At 66.8% G+C, this 16,718-nt stretch carries 17 protein-coding genes, 1 tRNA gene and 1 pseudogene; 17 read left to right on the top strand and 2 right to left on the bottom strand.

Annotated features, from left to right (window positions below; translation table 11 throughout):
• On the top strand, positions 1–600 hold the full coding sequence (locus G9C85_RS09580; protein ID WP_166039357.1) for an RPA family protein: 600 nt from the start codon (positions 1–3) through the stop codon (positions 598–600).
• Between the two features lie 185 nt (positions 601–785).
• Entirely contained in the window at positions 786–1,205 is a 420-nt protein-coding gene (locus G9C85_RS09575; RefSeq protein WP_166039355.1) for a CopG family transcriptional regulator, read from the top strand.
• A 46-nt stretch (positions 1,206–1,251) separates the two neighbouring features.
• Here G9C85_RS09575 and G9C85_RS09570 read toward each other — a convergent pair whose 3' ends face one another.
• Positions 1,252–1,707, bottom strand: a complete 456-nt coding sequence (locus G9C85_RS09570) for a DUF5814 domain-containing protein (RefSeq protein WP_166039352.1) — start codon at positions 1,705–1,707, stop codon at positions 1,252–1,254.
• 703 nt (positions 1,708–2,410) lie between these two features.
• Here G9C85_RS09570 and G9C85_RS09565 point away from each other — a divergent pair.
• The 7 genes and pseudogenes from G9C85_RS09565 to G9C85_RS19120 all read left to right on the top strand — a co-directional run.
• A tRNA-His gene (locus tag G9C85_RS09565) sits at positions 2,411–2,483 on the top strand.
• Positions 2,484–2,702: 219 nt separating this feature from the next.
• Positions 2,703–2,969 carry a hypothetical protein gene (locus G9C85_RS09560; protein ID WP_166039349.1) on the top strand — a complete coding sequence of 89 codons (267 nt, stop codon included), beginning with the start codon at positions 2,703–2,705 and terminating at the stop codon, positions 2,967–2,969.
• 135 nt (positions 2,970–3,104) lie between these two features.
• Positions 3,105–4,091, top strand: a complete 987-nt coding sequence (gene twy1, locus G9C85_RS09555) for a 4-demethylwyosine synthase TYW1 (protein ID WP_166039348.1) — start codon at positions 3,105–3,107, stop codon at positions 4,089–4,091.
• A 200-nt stretch (positions 4,092–4,291) separates the two neighbouring features.
• On the top strand, positions 4,292–4,993 hold the full coding sequence (locus G9C85_RS09550) for a DUF120 domain-containing protein (RefSeq protein ID WP_166039346.1): 702 nt from the start codon (positions 4,292–4,294) through the stop codon (positions 4,991–4,993).
• Positions 4,994–5,710 (top strand): 3,4-dihydroxy-2-butanone-4-phosphate synthase, encoded by a 717-nt coding sequence (gene ribB, locus G9C85_RS09545; protein ID WP_166039344.1) that lies wholly within the window; start codon positions 4,994–4,996, stop codon positions 5,708–5,710.
• 95 nt (positions 5,711–5,805) lie between these two features.
• Positions 5,806–6,750, top strand: a complete 945-nt coding sequence (locus G9C85_RS09540; RefSeq protein WP_166039342.1) for a branched-chain amino acid transaminase — start codon at positions 5,806–5,808, stop codon at positions 6,748–6,750.
• A 132-nt stretch (positions 6,751–6,882) separates the two neighbouring features.
• Positions 6,883–7,137, top strand: a pseudogene (locus G9C85_RS19120) (type IV pilin); the annotation flags it as partial.
• A gap of 381 nt (positions 7,138–7,518) precedes the next feature.
• On the opposite strand, the gene G9C85_RS09530 reads toward G9C85_RS19120, so the two are convergent.
• The gene (locus G9C85_RS09530) at positions 7,519–8,193 is read right to left on the bottom strand and encodes a methyltransferase domain-containing protein (protein ID WP_166039340.1); all 675 of its coding nucleotides are present in this window, start codon (positions 8,191–8,193) and stop codon (positions 7,519–7,521) included.
• Positions 8,194–8,337: 144 nt separating this feature from the next.
• On the opposite strand from G9C85_RS09530, the gene ahaH reads away from it, so the two are divergent.
• The 8 genes from ahaH (at position 8,338) to G9C85_RS09490 (ending at position 16,494) form a co-directional block, all read left to right on the top strand.
• The gene (gene ahaH / locus G9C85_RS09525; RefSeq protein ID WP_166039338.1) at positions 8,338–8,670 is read left to right on the top strand and encodes an ATP synthase archaeal subunit H; all 333 of its coding nucleotides are present in this window, start codon (positions 8,338–8,340) and stop codon (positions 8,668–8,670) included.
• Positions 8,657–10,783, top strand: coding sequence for a V-type ATP synthase subunit I (locus tag G9C85_RS09520; RefSeq protein WP_166039336.1), 2,127 nt, complete (start codon positions 8,657–8,659; stop codon positions 10,781–10,783). The genes ahaH and G9C85_RS09520 overlap by 14 nt, the downstream gene beginning before the upstream one ends.
• A 263-nt stretch (positions 10,784–11,046) precedes the next feature.
• Positions 11,047–11,322 (top strand): hypothetical protein, encoded by a 276-nt coding sequence (locus G9C85_RS09515; RefSeq protein WP_166039333.1) that lies wholly within the window; start codon positions 11,047–11,049, stop codon positions 11,320–11,322.
• Between the two features lie 21 nt (positions 11,323–11,343).
• The gene (locus G9C85_RS09510) at positions 11,344–11,931 is read left to right on the top strand and encodes a V-type ATP synthase subunit E (protein ID WP_166039331.1); all 588 of its coding nucleotides are present in this window, start codon (positions 11,344–11,346) and stop codon (positions 11,929–11,931) included.
• On the top strand, positions 11,928–12,983 hold the full coding sequence (locus G9C85_RS09505) for a V-type ATP synthase subunit C (protein WP_166039329.1): 1,056 nt from the start codon (positions 11,928–11,930) through the stop codon (positions 12,981–12,983). Before G9C85_RS09510 ends, G9C85_RS09505 begins: the two co-directional genes overlap by 4 nt.
• On the top strand, positions 12,980–13,300 hold the full coding sequence (locus G9C85_RS09500; RefSeq protein ID WP_166039327.1) for a V-type ATP synthase subunit F: 321 nt from the start codon (positions 12,980–12,982) through the stop codon (positions 13,298–13,300). Before G9C85_RS09505 ends, G9C85_RS09500 begins: the two co-directional genes overlap by 4 nt.
• A 6-nt stretch (positions 13,301–13,306) precedes the next feature.
• Positions 13,307–15,073: an ATP synthase subunit A gene (locus tag G9C85_RS09495; protein WP_166039325.1), complete on the top strand. Its 1,767-nt coding sequence runs from the start codon at positions 13,307–13,309 to the stop codon at positions 15,071–15,073.
• Between the two features lie 2 nt (positions 15,074–15,075).
• Positions 15,076–16,494 (top strand): ATP synthase subunit B, encoded by a 1,419-nt coding sequence (locus G9C85_RS09490; RefSeq protein WP_166039323.1) that lies wholly within the window; start codon positions 15,076–15,078, stop codon positions 16,492–16,494.
• Positions 16,495–16,718 lie beyond the last annotated feature (224 nt).

Below are 16,718 nucleotides of genomic sequence, written 5' to 3'. Positions count from 1 at the left end.
ATGAGTCAGGCACCCACTCGCGAAGTCGCCAAGCGCGTCTTCGCACGCGAGTTCAACGACGCAACGTTCACGTTCAAGGAGTCCGACGACGAGCGAGCGCCGAACTTCGCGCTCCTCCCCACGGGCGATCGCGCGAATCGCGTGTTCGTCGTCGGCACCCTGACGGAGACCGAGGACATCGGTGACGAGTCCGAGTACTGGCGTGGTCGCGTGGTCGGTCCGACGGGGACCTTCTTCGTGTACGCGGGCCAGTACCAGCCCGAGGCGACCGCGTTCCTCCGGGACGCCGAGGCGCCGGAGTACGTCGCGGTGGTCGGGAAGCCGTCGACGTTCGAGACCGACGACGGGAACGTGAACGTCTCGCTGCGACCCGAGTCCATCTCGGCGAGCGACGAGACGTCGCGCGAGCGCTGGATCGTCGAGACCGCCGAACGCACGCTCGACCGGATCGAGGCGTTCGAGGACGAGACGAACGAGTACGGCGGGATGGCTCGCGACGAGTACGATACCGCCGTCGAGACGTACCGGCGCGAGGTCGTCGAGGCGCTCGAGTCGATCGCCGGCGACGTCGAGGACGCGGAGCCGGAAGCGACGGCCTGACCGACGCCGGCCGGTACCGACTCCGTTCGACGCCGGCCGGTACCGACTCCGTTCGACGTCGGCCGGTACCGACTCCGTTCGCCGCCGGCCAGCCGGGCAGGACGCGGTTCTCTTTCGGACGCACGCGGTCCGTGCGAGCGTCTGACAAATACTTAAGTGCGTGAGCGAGATAGTTCTCCTGAACGATGGGGAACAAGAACAAGACGATCTCGTTCCGCGTGAACGAGGACGCGTTCGAGACGCTCCAGGACATCGCCGAGGAGCGCGACATCTCGCTCTCGGCGGTGTTCCGGGACTACGTCGACATGCTCGTCGCGCACGACGGCCAGGTCGCGGTCGTCCCCGAGCACGAAGTCGACGAGAGCGAAGCCGGCGACGAGGAGTGGCCGCCGAAGGTCACGGTCCCGAAGAGCTTCGTGCGCGAGCACGAGCGCCTGGAACTCGAGGCCGACCACCTCCGCGACCAGCTCGACGAGTACAAGCAGTACGTGACGAAGCTCCGCGAGCAAGTCGAAGAAGACCCCGGCGAGGACGTCATCCACCTCGACGAACTCGACGGCGGCGACGGCGAAGAGGACGACGACGAGACACCGTACGTCAACTGACGTGACTGTCGTGGATGGATCGACCGGCTGAACTGGCGGGCTGCTTCTACCCGGAGAGGTTTCGTTTGGCGGATCGCATGCGGTCGCGGGCGTCGTCGCGGCCGTCGACGGACGCGAGTTCTTCGGCGGCTTCGAGCGTGCGCACGCTCTGGTCGAGGAAGGAGAGAATGTCGCCCTCGTACGCGTACAGCATGTAGTCGTCACTCATCACGTCCACGATCGCGCTCGGCCCGAGGCCTTGCGCACGCAGTTCCAGGAGGTACGTGATGAACTTCCGCTCGGGGTGCCCACAGTAGGGATTGTTGTCACACGCACAATCGAGGAAGTCGCTCGCGAAGTCCAGCACCCGATCCCGAGTCGCCTCGTCGAGCTTCTCCAACCCACCGCCCTGGAAGAGGATGTCCAGCGTCGCCCCCTTGAACGCCCCCTTCGGGATGTTCGTGTCGAGCTGCGACGACAACTGCCGGTGGTTCTTGACGTAGATCTTGTCCGTGATCGCCACTATTACGACGTGATACCGTCCGCGCGAAGAAAAATCGTTCGCGTTCACGATACCACACCCCACGCCGGCTAGCATCGCGACCACACCGGTTCGTGACTGTCAGAGCCACCGCCAACGCTCAGAACGCTCCACGCTCTCACCTCTCCGACCACCGCACCGCGAACGACCAGAAAGCCCCGGCGCGGTCGGGCGCCCTCGCTCGCTGTGCTCCTCGCTTCGCTGCGGTGCTTACTTCGCGACGCCGCCCGACCGCGCCGCCCCTTTCAGTCCCACCCACCGCTTCCGCGACCGCACCGCGCCCTGCCCTCCCCCTGCGCGAAGCGCGCGCAGTTCCGCGCGCGCTTCGCGCGGCCCGGCTAGTGGGTGGCGTGTCGCGTTCGACCGCCGGCTGGCGCGCGGTGTCACGACGGTGCGAGCGACGGCGAGCACCGTCGCGTCGATACCGTGCGAGGTTCCCGTGAGCCTGCCGAGCGGGAGCACGTGAGAGCAAGCTCTCACGAAGGACGAGCACCGAGGCCGCAGGCCGAGGCGCGCAGTCGGCTGGGGAGGCCGTGGCTGCGGTGCGGTCTGGTCGGGATGCGTCGCTCGACCGTGCCCGAGTGCGTGGTGGAATCGCGGCGAGTCGGTGTGCGACCAACCGACGCAGCCGCGGCGAGTCGTAACGTATATCCATCACAGGAATCGTATCTCAGACTGCAACGTGTCCGGGGTAGGGTAGTGGACTATCCTTCAGCCTTGTGGAGGCTGAGACGCGGGTTCGATTCTCGCCCCTGGACCTTCTCCGAACGACTACGCGAACAGTCGACGCGCCAGCGTCGGCTGTGACCATCCCGAGTGAGGAGAAGTACTGACGGAGAGAATCGAATCAGGGAGCCACTTGTTGCGACTGGAGTTCGTTTCCGCTCCTGGACTGTTTCTGATCGATTCCGCGAACTGGCGTGGCTGTCGGTGTGGGGTCCAGTAATGGTTTGTGGGGGCTGGCCGTGTGGTAGTGTATGGCTCTGGACGAGAACGATCACGCGGTGTTGCATGCGGTGATGGAAATGGGTGAGGTGGCGGAGACGGAGTACGTGGATTCGCCGATCGACGGGGAGCCATCGCGGTTGTACGTGTTGTTCGAGTCGGACGTGGACGTGCTGTCGGCGGACTTCCAGCAGTGGATGGTGGACGCCGGGGTGGCGGCGATGAACGTGGGGTTCGAGTCGGACGCGGTCCTCGACCAGCTGTTCGTGGAGCTACAGGACGTGGACGAACTGACCTGATCGGGCAGACGGCGCGCTGGAGCGCGCCGTTTCTGCGATGCCGGGGTGTTGACGAGTTGGGGTGACGGCGGGGGGAATGGTGGGGCGCATGTGGACACCGCGTGTTTTTCCGTGCTGGGCGGCGAGTGAGTTCGTATGAGCGATAGCGAGGAGTCCGGTGGGCCGATGCAGGTGTCGGATCCGGACTACCATAGCGTGAATCACACGGCCGCGCAGACGTGTGGGTGGACGAAGAACGCACTCGAGGGCGAGGGGAAGTGCTACAAGTACGCGTTCTACGGGATCGAGTCCCATCGGTGCATGCAGATGACGCCGGTCGTGAAGTGCAACGAGCGGTGCGTGTTCTGCTGGCGCGATCACGCCGGGCACGCGTACGAACTCGGGGACGTGGAGTGGGACGACCCGGCGGCGGTGGCGGATGCGACGATAGAACTCCAGCGCAAACTCCTCTCGGGGTACGGCGGGAACGAGAACGTGCCACGGGACGTGTTCGAGCAGGCGATGGAGCCCCGGCACGTCGCCATCTCGCTCGACGGCGAGCCGACGCTGTACCCCTATCTGCCCGAACTCATCGAGGAGTTCCACGACCGCGACATCACTACCTTCCTCGTGAGCAACGGGACGAAGCCCGAGATGCTCGAGCGGTGCGACCCGACGCAACTCTACGTGTCGGTGGACGCGCCCGAGCGGGCGACGTTCGACTCGACGGTGAAGGCGGTCGACGACGACGCGTGGGAGCGCCTCGTCGACACGATGGACGTGCTCGCGGCGAAGGACGAGACCAGGACGGTGCTGCGGACGACGCTCGTGAACGGCGAGAACATGCACAGCCCGGACTGGTACGCGGCGTTCTATCGGCGCGCGAAGCCGGACTTCGTGGAGCTGAAGGCGTACATGCACGTCGGGCACTCGCGGGGGCGACTGGAGCGGGAGGCGATGCCGGACCACGAGGACGTGCTGGCGTTCTCCGAGGACGTCATGGCACACATGCCCGAGCACGACCACCTCGCGGACGTCCCGCAGTCCCGCGTCGCGTTGCTCGCGGAGGACTCGGATACGTGGGTTCCGAAGCTGGAGAAGGGAAGCGAGTTCTGGACGGACGACCCGCTCGCAGGCGTCTAGAGGGCCATCGAGTCGTGAGGCCCTAGGGTACGTCGGCGGCAGGCGTGGTGGGGACCGACGCGCTTATGCCGCCGTCGTCCAAACTCCCAACTCGCTTCTCGTTCCTTCGGTCGCGTCACGCGACCGTGACAGAGCATAACATTTCTGTTATGCGTACCGGGTCCGGTATGCTTATCCGCGCCGGGTGTCAACCGGCAGGTATGCAAGAGACCACGTCCGACGTCGGGCACGACGAGGTCGCCGTCGCGAAACTCCTCGCGATGGACGGCGCCCTCGCCGGCGAGGTCAAGACGTCCTGTTCGGCCCTCGCAGACCGCCTCGACGCCTCGACGCAGACCGCCTCCCGGCGCCTCCAGCGCCTCGAGACCGCGGGCTGGGTGGCTCGCGAGACCGTCAGCGACGGCCAGTGGGTCGCCGTCACCGACGCCGGCGAACGCGGCCTCCGCAGCGAGTACGAGGACTACCGGAGCGTCTTCGAGAGCCGCCAGCGCGTCGACCTCGAGGGGCGCGTCACGAGCGGCATGGGCGAAGGACGCCACTACGTCACGCTCTCGGGCTACATGGCGCAGTTCGTCGAGCGGCTCGACTACGAGCCGTTCCCCGGCACGCTCAACGTCGACCTCACCGACGCGAGCGTCCGCCGCCGGAGCGCGCTCGACGCGATGGACCCCGTCCCCATCGACGGCTGGGAGGACGACGACCGCACGTACGGCCCCGCCGTCTGCTATCCCGCGACCGTCGAGACCGTCGACGGCGACCGCTACGAGGACGCACACACCATCGCACCCGAACGCACGCACCACGACGACGACCAGCTCGAACTCATCGCCCCCGACAAACTCAGGGACGCCCTCGAACTGGACGACGACGACCACGTCACCGTCACCGTGGAGGGCGAATAGATGACGCACACCGACCACGCCGCGACGCCCACCGAGAAGTCGACGGACGGCGACGCGAGCGCGCTCGATTCGGTCGACGCCGCCGTCGCCGCGTTCGCCCGCGGCGACCCCGTCTGCATCCACGACGCCGCCGACCGAGAAGGCGAGACCGACGTCGTCTACCCCGCCAGCGGCGTCGACGCCGCCGCCGTCCGCCGGATGCGCAACGACGCCGGCGGCCTCGTCTGCGTCGCACTCGCCGACGACGTCGCCGAAGCGTACGACCTCCCGTTCGCGCAGGACGCCGTCGACCACGCCCTCACCGCCGACCACGACCTCGACTACGACGACCGCTCGTCGTTCTCGCTCACCGTCAATCACGTCGACACGTTCACCGGCATCACGGACGACGACCGCGCACTCACCATCACGCGCCTCGCCGACGCCGCCGCCAGCGCCCGCAACGGCGACGCCTTCGACTTCGCCGGCGAGTTCCGCGCACCCGGCCACGTCCACCTCCTCCGGGCCGCCCCCGACCTCCTCGCCCAACGCGAGGGCCACACCGAACTCGGGATCGCGCTCGCCGACGCCGCCGACGTCGAACCCGCCGTCGTCGTCTGCGAGATGCTCGACGACGCCACCGGCGGCGCCACCGCACCCACCGACGCTCGCGCGTACGCCGACCGCGAAGGCATCCCGTACGTCGAGGGCAGCGACCTCATCGCCGCACTCCGCTGACGGCGGTTTCGAGCCCGAAGGACCCCCGCTCTCGGGGTGTGTCGCACGAGCCGAAACCGGGTACACTCTTATCCTAGGCAGTCGATGCCCCAGACATGCCTGGCTTCGAGGAGATGGACGTCGACACCATCTGGATGGACGGCGAGTACGTGGACTGGGACGACGCGCAGATCCACGTCCTCACGCACGGCCTGCACTACGGGAGCGGCGTCTTCGAGGGCGCGCGCTGTTACGACACCGAGAAGGGCCCCGCGCTCTTCCGCTGGGAGGACCACGTCGAGCGGTTCTACGAGTCCTGCAAGCCCTACGAGATGGAGATCGACCACGACCCCGAGGAGATCACGGAAGCGACGAAGACCCTCATCCGCGAGCAGGACCTCCGGTCGTGCTACGTCCGCCCGATCGCGTTCTACGGGTACGAGAGCCTCGGCGTGTCGCCCGGTGACTGTCCGACGCGCACCGCCGTCGCGTGCTGGCCGTGGGGCACGTACCTCGGCGAGGACGCACTCGAGAACGGCATCGAGGTCATGGTGTCCTCGTGGCGCAAGCACGCGTCCAGCCAGATCCCGACGAACGCGAAGACCACCGGCCTCTACGTGAACTCGATGCTCGCCGGCGAGGAAGCCCGCCGGAACGGGTACGCCGAAGCGATCGTCCTGAACAAGGAAGGAAACGTCGCCGAAGGCCCCGGCGAGAACATCTTCATGGTGAACGACGGCGAGATCTACACGCCCGGACTCAGCGAGAGCATCCTCGACGGCATCACGCGAGACACCCTCATCACGCTCGCCGAAGAGCGCGGGTACGAGGTCCACGACAACGTCTCCATCTCCCGCGGCGAACTCAACACCGCCGACGAACTGTTCTTCACGGGCTCCGCCGCGGAAGTCACGCCCATCCGGACGGTCGACAACGTCACCATCGGGAACGGCTCGCGCGGCCCCGTCACCGAAGAACTCCAGACCGCGTTCTTCGACCTCGTCGAGCGCCGTACCGACGACCACGACGAGTGGTTCACGTACGTCGACATGGACGACTGACCGGATAGCGCCGTGCGTCTGTTCTGACGAGTGATAGGATAGCGTCGTCCGTCTCACCTTCGCGGTCGCGACTGCGACCGCGACCGATTCTCCGCCCGAGGGTTCAAGTACGGAGCCGCGGCCACGGCCGGCGTGCTCTCGCCGACCCTCCGCGGGGCGTCGCCGTCGCAGCGGGCGACGAGTTCCGTCGTCGGCGTCGTCCTCGTGGTCGCGCTCGCGGTCGTGCTCGCGAGCGGCGTCGCCGTCGCGTTCGCCGTCGGCGTCGCTCCCGGCGAACCCGCGCCGACCGCCCGCCTCGCGGTCAGCGCCGACGCCGACGCCGACGCGTTCGTGCTCGAACACCGCGGCGGTGACTCGCTCGCCGTCGCCGACCTCCGCGTCGTCGTCACCGTCGCCGGCACGCGCCTCGCACACCAGCCACCCGTGCCGTTCTTCGCCGCCGAAGGGTTCGTTTCCGGACCGACCGGCCCCCTCAACCGCGGGAGCGACGGCACGTGGACCGCCGGCGAGCGCTCGCGGATCCGGATCGCGAGCACGAACCACCCCCGGATCGTGCCCGGCGACCGCGTCGTCGTCGCCGTCTACGCCGACGACGCACTCGTCGCACGCACCAGCACCGTCGCTCGCGGACAGGACGACGAGAGAAGTCGCAGGCGCGACCGCCGCCAGTCAGGCGTCGGCTTCCGCTTCGACCGCCACCAGTCAGGCGTCGGCTTCCGCTTCGACCGCCACCAGTCAGGCGTCGGCTTCCGCTTCGACCGCCACCAGTCAGGCGTCGGCTTCCGCTTCGACCGACGACGCTTCGTCCGCACTCGCCCCCTCGTCGTCGGGGACGCGAGCGAGCGTCGTGATGGCGACGTCAGGGTCGTACGACGGCCCCATCAATCGATGCGTGACGTCCTCGAAGCCGGCGTCGTGGAACATCCGGTCGGCCTCGTCTTCGTCGTAGAACAGCATGATCGCGTCCGCGAGCTTCTGGAACACGCTCGAGGAGGGGTAGTTCGGGCCGACGACGAGCACCTGCCCGCCGGGCTTGCACACTCGCCGGAACTCTCGGAGCGTCTCCACGGGATTCGGCCAGTACTCGATGGAGCCACTCGACCACACCACGTCGAACGCGTCGTCCTCGAACGGCAACCGCTCCGCGTCGCCGAGGTGGAAGCGCACGCGACCGGACTTCCCGAACTTCGCGTACGCCTTCTCCAGCTGGTGCGGGCTCTGGTCGAGCCCGTGGACCTCGTCGACGACCTCCAGCAAGCCCGCCGTCCCGAACCCGGTGCCGCAGCCGACGTCCAGCACGCGGTCGTCGCGCTCGATATCGAGCATCCCGATCGCCTCCGTCCGCATCGCTTCGTTCCAGATGAACGGGTTGATTGTGTCGTACACCTTCGAGAGGTACTTGTAGAACAGCCGCGCCCGCGACTTGTCTTCGAGGAATCCCATTGTTTGGACTTCGAACGGCGCGACCAAAGTAGTGCTGATTCCGACGGCGCGGAAGGCCCGCGAGGGGCGCGCTACGGCGTATTCCGGCGACCGCCTTTCGCAACTACCAAATAGGCGCTGTTGTAACTCTCCCACGTTCATACCATGCCGAGGCCAGAGGTTCTCGAACGCATCAAGACGGCCGAAGGAGAGGCCGACGACATCATCGCGGAGGCCGAGGCCGACCGCGAAGAACGCATCTCCGAGGCCCGGGAGCGCGCCGAAGAGATCCGCCAGGAGGCGGAAGCGGAGGCGCGGGAGCTCGAGTCCGAGCGACTCGAAGCCGCCCGCGAGGAGATCGAGACCGAGCGCGACCGCATCCTCGAGGACGGCGAGGACGCACGCGAGCGCCTCCGGTCTCGCGCCGAGGGCCGAGTCGACGACGTCGTCGACTTCGTCCTCGACCGCTTCACGGAGGAGGTACATGCTCAGACCTGAGCGGATGAGCAAGGTCTCGGTGACGGGATCGAAGGCCGTGATGGGAGACGTCATCGAGACGGTTCACGACCTGAACCTCGTTCACCTCAGCGACTACGACGGCTCCTGGGAGGGGTTCGACAACGGCGACCCCGTCGCGGGAGCCGAGTCGGCTTCCGAGAAGCTCGTCACGGTCCGGTCGCTCGAGAACATCCTCGAGGTCGACGACGCGGACGCCGGCCCGAGCCGCATCGTCACCGACGACGCGCTCGACGAGGAACTCGAAGAGGTCCGCCAGGAAGCCAACCGGCTCGACGACCGCCGCGACGAACTCGAGGACGAGCTCCGCGGCGTCGAGGAACGCATCGACTCCATCGAGCCGTTCGCGCGACTCGGGACGCCCCTGCACCTCCTCTCCGGCTACGAGACCCTCGAGGTCCGCGTCGGCGAAGGGAACGCAGACGGCATCCGGCAGGCGCTCCGGGACGCCGCAGTCGTCCGCGAGTTCGAGGTCGAGGAAGCCGACGGGGTCGTCGCCGCGTACGTCTACCCCGAGTCGAACGCTCGCGAGGGGTTCCTCGACGACCTCCTCGTCGGCGTCGACTTCACGACCATCGAGGTCCCCGAGGACGCCGAGGGCGACCCCTCGGCGTACGTCGAGGAACTCGAGCACCGCAAGCAACGCCTCGAGTCGAAACTGAACACGGCCGAGGACGAGATCGACGAACTCCGCCTGGAGGTCGCGAGCTTCCTGCTCGCCGCCGAGGAGCGACTGAGTATCGACGTCCAGAAGTCCGAGGCGCCGCTGCAGTTCGCGACGACGGAGAACGCGTTCGTCGCTGAGGGCTGGATCCCGACCGAGCGCGTGGACTCGCTACAGGCCGCACTCGGTGAGGTCGTCGGCGACCGCGTCGACGTCGAGGAACTGGAACGCGCGGACTACGACCGCCACGGCCACCCCGACCACACCGAGGCTGTCACGGACGGCGGGACGGTGTCGATGGCGGAGGAACCGCCGACGGTCCAGGACAACAACGGGTTCGTGTCGCCGTTCGAGTCGCTCACGAAGATGGTCGGTCGCCCGCAGTACACGGAGATCGACCCGACGGTCATCATCATGCTGACGTTCCCGTTCATGTTCGGGTTCATGATCGGCGACCTCGGCTACGGCATCCTCTACACCGCGCTCGGGTACGGCATCTACAAGAAGTTCGACTCGGAGATCGTCCAGTCGATCGGCGCGATCGCGCTGTTCGCTGGCGTGTTCACGATGCTCTTCGGCGTGCTGTACGGGGAAGTGTTCGGGATGCACACGCTCGGCGAGATCCTGTTCGACGGACACCCGCCGATGCACAAGGGCCTCCAGCCGACGTACGGCGCGTACGCGCGGTCCTGGCTGGTGCTGAGCCTCGTCGCCGGCATCCTCCACATGACCGTCGGCTTCTGGTTCGGGTTCGTCAACGACCGGAGTCACGGTCTCGTGGACGCGTTCACGCACAACCTGGCGTGGTGGTTCCTGATGATCGGCGTCTGGTCGTGGATGTTCTCCGCGCAGGCGCTCGGCATCAAGGACCCGATCCTGTTCGAGCCGCTACGGGAGACGTACATCGCCGGCTTCGAGGGCCTGCCTGAGGTCGTCGGGACGCTCGGACTCGTCGTCGCGCTCGTCGGGTTCGTCGGCGTCCTCTACGGCGAGTACGAGAAGTACGGCGCACCCGGCCTCGCCGTGGGCGTGCTGGAGTCGCCGAACGCGTTCGTGAACGTCCTGTCGTACATCCGGATCGCGGCGGTCCTCCTCGCGAAGGCGGGGATGGCGCTCGTCGTCAACCTCCTGTTCTGGGGGGCGTACGAGCACGACGGCGCGATCCACTTCCTCACCGACAAGGGCCCGAGCGCGGTCCCCGCGGAGGAACTGATGTTCGGCGGGCTCGTTCACGGCGGCGTGCCGTTCGTGCTCCTCGGCGTCGTCATCTTCGTCGTCGGCCACCTGCTCGTCCTCGTCCTCGGCGTGACGAGCGCCGGCCTGCAGGGCGTGCGTCTCGAGTTCGTGGAGTTCTTCGACAAGTTCTACGAGGGCGGCGGTCGCGTCTTCGAGCCGTTCGGGTACGATCGCGAGTACACGACCGAGGACTAACCCTCGGTCGAACCCGTCTTCGACGAACCGTCCGTTCTTCGATTCGACGAACCGTCCGGCTCTCGCGTCGAGCAGCGACCCAGCTCTCGCGGGTGAACTGTGGCGTACCGGCCCATCCGCGAACCGAGACCGAAAACGTCTTTATATCTGCCCCCTGTTTTTCAGGGTTATACGTCCGGTACCGGCCGATTTCTTTGGGAAGTTTTATGGGTGCGCTGTGGCCAGTACGACCTGTCTGGTAGACACGGAGGACTACGCAAATTATGATGGAACTCGCAGAACACGTACTCAGTCTCGGTGTTGCACTACAGAACGACGGGACGCAGGCCGCTTCCTCGCCCGCGCTCGAAAAGCCCGCCGCTGCCGCGATCGGCATCGGTCTCGCCGCACTCGGCTCCGGGTACGCCGAGCGTGGGATCGGCGCAGCCGCCATCGGCGCGCTCGCCGAGGACTCGATCTCCACAGGTATCGCCATCCTGATGACGGTCCTGCCCGAGACGCTCGTCATCCTGGCGCTCGTCCCGCTGTTCGTCGGGTAATCAACCGCTTCGTTTTCCACAATGAGTCTGGATACAGTCGTTGAGGACATCCGGGACGAAGCCCGCGCGCGTGCGGAAGAGATACGAGCGGACGGCGACGAACGAGCCGACGAGATCGTCGAGCAGGCCGAGACGGACGCCGAGGAGACGATCGAGGAGGCAGAGCGCGCGGCGGAGCGAACGGTCGAACAGGAGCGAGAACAGAAGCTCTCCAGCGCGAAGCTCGAGGCCAAGCAGATGCGTCTCGAGGCGCGACGGGACGTCCTCCAGGACGTCCGCGAGCGCGTCGAGTCCGAGCTCGCGACGATGGAGGGCGAGCAGCGCACGGAGCTCACGACCGCGTTGCTGGACGCGGCGAGCGTCGAGTTCGACGACGGAGCGGCCGTGAGCGTCTACGGTCGCGAGGACGACCAGGAGCTCCTCGAGGACGTCGTCGCGGACTACGACGGCTACGCCGTCGCCGGCACGCACGAGTGCCTCGGTGGCGTGGTCGTGGAAGCCGAGGAGAGTCGGGTTCGCGTGAACAACACGTTCGATTCGCTCCTCGAGGACGTCTGGGAGGACAACCTCAAGGAGATCAGTAACCAACTGTTCGAAGAGGAAGAATGAGCAGCGCACAGGGAGCCAATCCGGAGTACGTGAACGCGCGGATCCGGGCCCGCCGTGCGAAGCTCTTCGACGACGAGGACTACCGGAAGCTCGTTCGGATGGGTCCGGGCGAGATCTCCCGGTACATGGAGGAGTCCGAGTACGAGACGGAGATGAACGCGCTCGGGTCGCGCTACAGTGGCGTGGACCTCATCGAGTACGCGCTGAACCGGAATCTCGCGGAGAACTTCGAGGACGTCCTGGACTGGGCCGGCGGTCGGCTCTACGATCAGATCGCGGCGTACCTCCGGAAGTTCGACGTCTGGAACGTGAAGACGGTGCTTCGCGGCCTGTACTCGGGTGCGTCGCGCGAGGAGATCGAGTCCGACCTGATCCGGGCCGGCGAGTTCGACGAGCGCTTCCTCGACCGGCTCCTGGAGGCCCAGTCCATCGAGGGCGTCGTCGAACTGCTCGACGGCACCATCTTCGAGGACGGCATGCGGGCGGCGTTCCCAGAGTACGAGGAGACGGACGTCCTCGTCCCTCTGGAGAACGCGGTCGACCGCGCGTTCTACGAGCACTTGCTCGACGAGATCGGCTCGTACGAGCCCGACAGTCCGCTCGCGCTGTACGCGGAGTTCATGCAGGCCGAGATCGACTTCCGGAACGCGCGGAACGCGCTCCGGCTCGCGCGCAGCGGTACCGACCTCGACCCCGAGGCGTACTTCATCGAGGGCGGCGTGCTGTTCTCGCGCGGCGAGCTCTCCGGGCTCGTGTCGAACCGGAGCGAGCTCGTCGCCCGCATCCGCGAGAGCGAGTACGGCGACGACATCGGGCCGGCGCTCGCGGAGCTCGAGGACGCGGATAGCCTCATCGGCTTCGAGCGTGCGCTGGACGCGGCGCTCCAGGAGTACGCGGACAGTCTCTCGCACGTCCACCCGATATCGATCTCGCCGGTGCTGGCGTACGTCATCGCGAAGGAGCGCGAAGTGGACAACATCCGTGCGATCGCGCGCGGCCGAGAGGCTGGACTGGACGAGGACGAGATCGAACAGGAGCTGGTCACGATATGAGTCAGGAGATCGCCGTCATCGGGAGTCCGGACTTCACCACCGGCTTCAGGCTCGCTGGCGTCCGGAAGTTCCACAACGTGGAGAGCGAGGACGCCGATGCGCTGGACGACGCCGTTCGCGAGGTCGCTCGCGACGAGGACGTCGGGATCGTCGTGATGCACGACGACGACGTGGCGCTGTTGTCGCGGGAGCCGCGGAGTATCGTGGATACGAGCATCGAACCGACGTTCGTGACGCTCGGCGGCGGTGCGGGGTCGAGCGGACTGCGCGATCAGATCAAGCGAGCGATCGGTATCGACCTGATGGACGAGGACTAATCGATAATGAGCCAAGCAACAGATACTGACGTCCGCGAGGACGGCCAGATCGAGAGCGTGAGCGGTCCGGTCGTGACCGCCACGGACCTCGGTGCCCGGATGAACGACGTCGTCTACGTGGGCGACGAAGGACTGATGGGCGAGGTCATCGAGATCGAAGGGAACCTGTACACCATCCAGGTGTACGAGGAGACGTCCGCGGTCGCGCCCGGCGAGCCCGTCGAGAACACGGGCGAGCCGCTGAGCGTCGACCTCGGGCCGGGGATGCTGGACACCATCTACGACGGTGTGCAGCGGCCGCTGGACGTGCTCGAGGAGAAGATGAACTCGGCGTTCCTCGACCGTGGTGTCGACGCGCCGGGGATCGACCTGGAGAAGACCTGGGAGTTCGAGCCGACCGTCGAGGAAGGCGACGAGGTCGAGTCCGGTGACGTGATCGGTGTCGTCGACGAGACGGTGACGATCGAGCACAAGGTCATGGTCCCGCCGGACTATGAGGGCGGCGAGGTGACGTCGATCGAGGCGGGGAACTTCACGGTCGAGGAACCTGTCGCGGAGCTGTCCTCGGGCGAGGCGGTCCAGATGCGCCAGGAGTGGCCGGTCCGCGAGGCTCGGCCGGCTGGCGACAAGCAGACGCCGACGACGCCGCTGGTGTCGGGCCAGCGCATCCTCGACGGCCTGTTCCCGCTCGCGAAGGGCGGGACGGCGGCGATCCCGGGGCCGTTCGGGTCCGGGAAGACCGTCACGCAGCAGAGTCTGGCGAAGTTCTCCGACGCGGACATCGTCGTCTACATCGGCTGCGGCGAGCGCGGCAACGAGATGACGGAGGTCATCGACGACTTCCCGGAGCTCCCGGACCCGCAGACGGGGAACGCCCTCATGGCACGTACGTGCCTCATCGCGAACACGTCGAACATGCCGGTGGCGGCACGCGAATCCTGCGTGTACACCGGGATCACGATCGCGGAGTTCTACCGCGACATGGGGTACGACGTCGCGCTGATGGCGGACTCCACCTCGCGGTGGGCGGAGGCGATGCGCGAGATCTCCTCGCGTCTCGAGGAGATGCCCGGCGAGGAGGGGTACCCGGCGTACCTCGCCGCGCGCCTCAGTCAGTTCTACGAGCGCGCCGGCTACTTCGAGAACGTCAACGGCACCGAGGGCTCCATCTCGGTCATCGGCGCCGTCTCCCCGCCCGGCGGGGACTTCTCGGAGCCGGTCACCCAGAACACGCTGCGCATCGTGAAGACGTTCTGGGCGCTCGACGCCGACCTGGCCGAGCGCCGGCACTTCCCGGCGATCAACTGGGACGAGTCCTACTCGCTGTACAAGGACCAGCTCGACCCGTGGTACCGAGAGAACGTCGCCGAGGACTTCCCGGAGATCCGCCAGTGGGCGGTCGACATCCTCGACGAAGAGGGCGAGCTCCAGGAGATCGTCCAGCTCGTCGGGAAAGACGCTTTACCGGAGGACCAGCGCTTGATCCTCGAGGTCGCGCGCTACCTTCGCGAGGCGTGGCTCCAGCAGAACGCGTTCATCGAGGTGGACCAGTACTGTCCGCCTGAGAAGACCTACCGCATCCTGCAGGCGATCAAGCACTTCAACGACGAGGCGTCGGAGGCGCTGGACGCGGGTGTGCCGGTCGAGGAGATCCAGAACATCGAGGCGGCACCGAAGCTGAACCGCATCGCATCGACGGAGGACGACGAGGTCCCCGAGTTCGTCGACGACCTCGAATCCTCCATCACGAACCAGCTGCGTGAGCTCTACTGACGATGAAGGAATATCAAACGATTACGGAGATCTCGGGGCCGCTCGTGTTCGCCGAGGTCGACGAAGACATCGGGTACGACGAGATCGTCGAGATCGAGACGCCCAACGGCGACACGCGTCGTGGCCAGGTGCTGGAATCCAACAAGGGCCTGGTCGCGATTCAGGTCTTCGAGGGGACGTCAGGTATCGACATGGATTCGTCCGTCCGCTTCCTGGGCGAGACGATGAAGATGCCCGTCACCGAGGACCTCCTCGGGCGGGTACTTGACGGGTCGGGGAACCCGATCGACGGCGGTCCCGACATCGTTCCGGAGGAGCGCCGGGACATCGTCGGCGAGGCGATCAACCCGTACGCTCGCGAGTACCCCGAGGAGTTCATCCAGACGGGCGTCTCGGGCATCGACGGGATGAACACGCTCGTTCGCGGCCAGAAGCTCCCGATCTTCTCCGGGTCGGGGCTGCCGCACAACGACCTCGCCTTGCAGATCGCGCGCCAGGCGACGGTCCCGGAGGAGTCCGAGGGTGGCGACGGCGACGACGAGGAGTCGGAGTTCGCGGTGATCTTCGGCGCGATGGGGATCACGCAGGAGGAGGCCAACGAGTTCATGGCCGACTTCGAGCGCACGGGCGCACTCGAGCGCTCGGTGGTCTTCATGAACCTCGCGGACGACCCCGCAGTCGAGCGGACGGTCACGCCGCGACTCGCGTTGACGACCGCGGAGTACCTCGCGTTCGAGCACGGCTATCACACGCTCGTGATCCTCACGGACATGACGAACTACTGTGAGGCGCTGCGCGAGATCGGTGCGGCGCGCGAGGAGGTCCCGGGTCGCCGTGGCTACCCCGGGTACATGTACACGGACCTGGCGCAGATCTACGAGCGTGCGGGTCGCATCAAGGGCGTCGAGGGCTCGATCACGCAGATCCCGATCCTGACGATGCCCGGCGACGACGACACGCACCCGATCCCGGACCTGACGGGGTACATCACGGAGGGCCAGATCGTGATGGACCGCGACCTGAACAGTCAGGGATTGAAGCCGCCGGTGAACGTCCTGCCGAGTCTGTCGCGACTGATGGACGACGGGATCGGCGAGGGCTTCACGCGCGAGGACCACGCGGACGTCTCCGACCAGATGTACGCGGCGTACGCGGAGGGCGAGGACCTCCGCGACCTCGTGAACATCGTCGGCCGGGAGGCGCTCAGCGACCTCGACAACAAGTACCTGGACTTCGCGGACCGCTTCGAGGCGGAGTTCGTCGACCAGGACTTCGACACGGACCGCTCCATCGACGAGACGCTCGACATCGGGTGGGACCTCCTCTCGATGCTTCCGAGCGACCAGCTGAACCGCGTCGACGAGGAGCTCATCGACGAGTACTACAAGGAAGACGTCGGCGAAGAAGTCGCCGCCGACTAGCGGCTCCGACTTCCCTTTTCGCGCTGGCTGACGCGAGGTCGACGAGCGACGCGTCGATTCGACCCGCGAACTGGTTCCGCGCTGGATCGGTCGCCGGGCACGACCACGCTCCCGGTTGGAACGGTCGCCGGGCACGACAACGCTCCCGCTGGGACGGCCGCCAGCGCGGTCATCGTGCGTTCGCGCACGGAACAATCGTAAAGGGTTAACCGGCTGGCTCCGCA

Origin of the sequence: Halorubellus sp. JP-L1 (assembly GCF_011440375.1) — an archaeon.
Taxonomy (GTDB): domain Archaea; phylum Halobacteriota; class Halobacteria; order Halobacteriales; family Natrialbaceae; genus Halorubellus.
This window is presented reverse-complemented; position numbering and strand designations above follow the sequence as displayed.

Excerpts from the sequence above, each read along its gene's own strand:
- G9C85_RS09580 (WP_166039357.1), top strand. The coding sequence starts at position 1 with ATGAGTCAGGCACCCACTCGCGAAGTCGCCAAGCGCGTCTTCGCACGC.
- G9C85_RS09575 (WP_166039355.1), top strand. The coding sequence starts at position 786 with ATGGGGAACAAGAACAAGACGATCTCGTTCCGCGTGAACGAGGACGCG.
- G9C85_RS09560 (WP_166039349.1), top strand. The coding sequence starts at position 2,703 with ATGGCTCTGGACGAGAACGATCACGCGGTGTTGCATGCGGTGATGGAA.
- twy1 (WP_166039348.1), top strand. The coding sequence starts at position 3,105 with ATGAGCGATAGCGAGGAGTCCGGTGGGCCGATGCAGGTGTCGGATCCG.
- G9C85_RS09550 (WP_166039346.1), top strand. The coding sequence starts at position 4,292 with ATGCAAGAGACCACGTCCGACGTCGGGCACGACGAGGTCGCCGTCGCG.
- ribB (WP_166039344.1), top strand. The coding sequence starts at position 4,994 with ATGACGCACACCGACCACGCCGCGACGCCCACCGAGAAGTCGACGGAC.
- G9C85_RS09540 (WP_166039342.1), top strand. The coding sequence starts at position 5,806 with ATGCCTGGCTTCGAGGAGATGGACGTCGACACCATCTGGATGGACGGC.
- G9C85_RS09530 (WP_166039340.1), bottom strand. The coding sequence starts at position 8,193 with ATGGGATTCCTCGAAGACAAGTCGCGGGCGCGGCTGTTCTACAAGTAC.
- ahaH (WP_166039338.1), top strand. The coding sequence starts at position 8,338 with ATGCCGAGGCCAGAGGTTCTCGAACGCATCAAGACGGCCGAAGGAGAG.
- G9C85_RS09520 (WP_166039336.1), top strand. The coding sequence starts at position 8,657 with ATGCTCAGACCTGAGCGGATGAGCAAGGTCTCGGTGACGGGATCGAAG.
- G9C85_RS09515 (WP_166039333.1), top strand. The coding sequence starts at position 11,047 with ATGATGGAACTCGCAGAACACGTACTCAGTCTCGGTGTTGCACTACAG.
- G9C85_RS09510 (WP_166039331.1), top strand. The coding sequence starts at position 11,344 with ATGAGTCTGGATACAGTCGTTGAGGACATCCGGGACGAAGCCCGCGCG.
- G9C85_RS09505 (WP_166039329.1), top strand. The coding sequence starts at position 11,928 with ATGAGCAGCGCACAGGGAGCCAATCCGGAGTACGTGAACGCGCGGATC.
- G9C85_RS09500 (WP_166039327.1), top strand. The coding sequence starts at position 12,980 with ATGAGTCAGGAGATCGCCGTCATCGGGAGTCCGGACTTCACCACCGGC.
- G9C85_RS09495 (WP_166039325.1), top strand. The coding sequence starts at position 13,307 with ATGAGCCAAGCAACAGATACTGACGTCCGCGAGGACGGCCAGATCGAG.
- G9C85_RS09490 (WP_166039323.1), top strand. The coding sequence starts at position 15,076 with ATGAAGGAATATCAAACGATTACGGAGATCTCGGGGCCGCTCGTGTTC.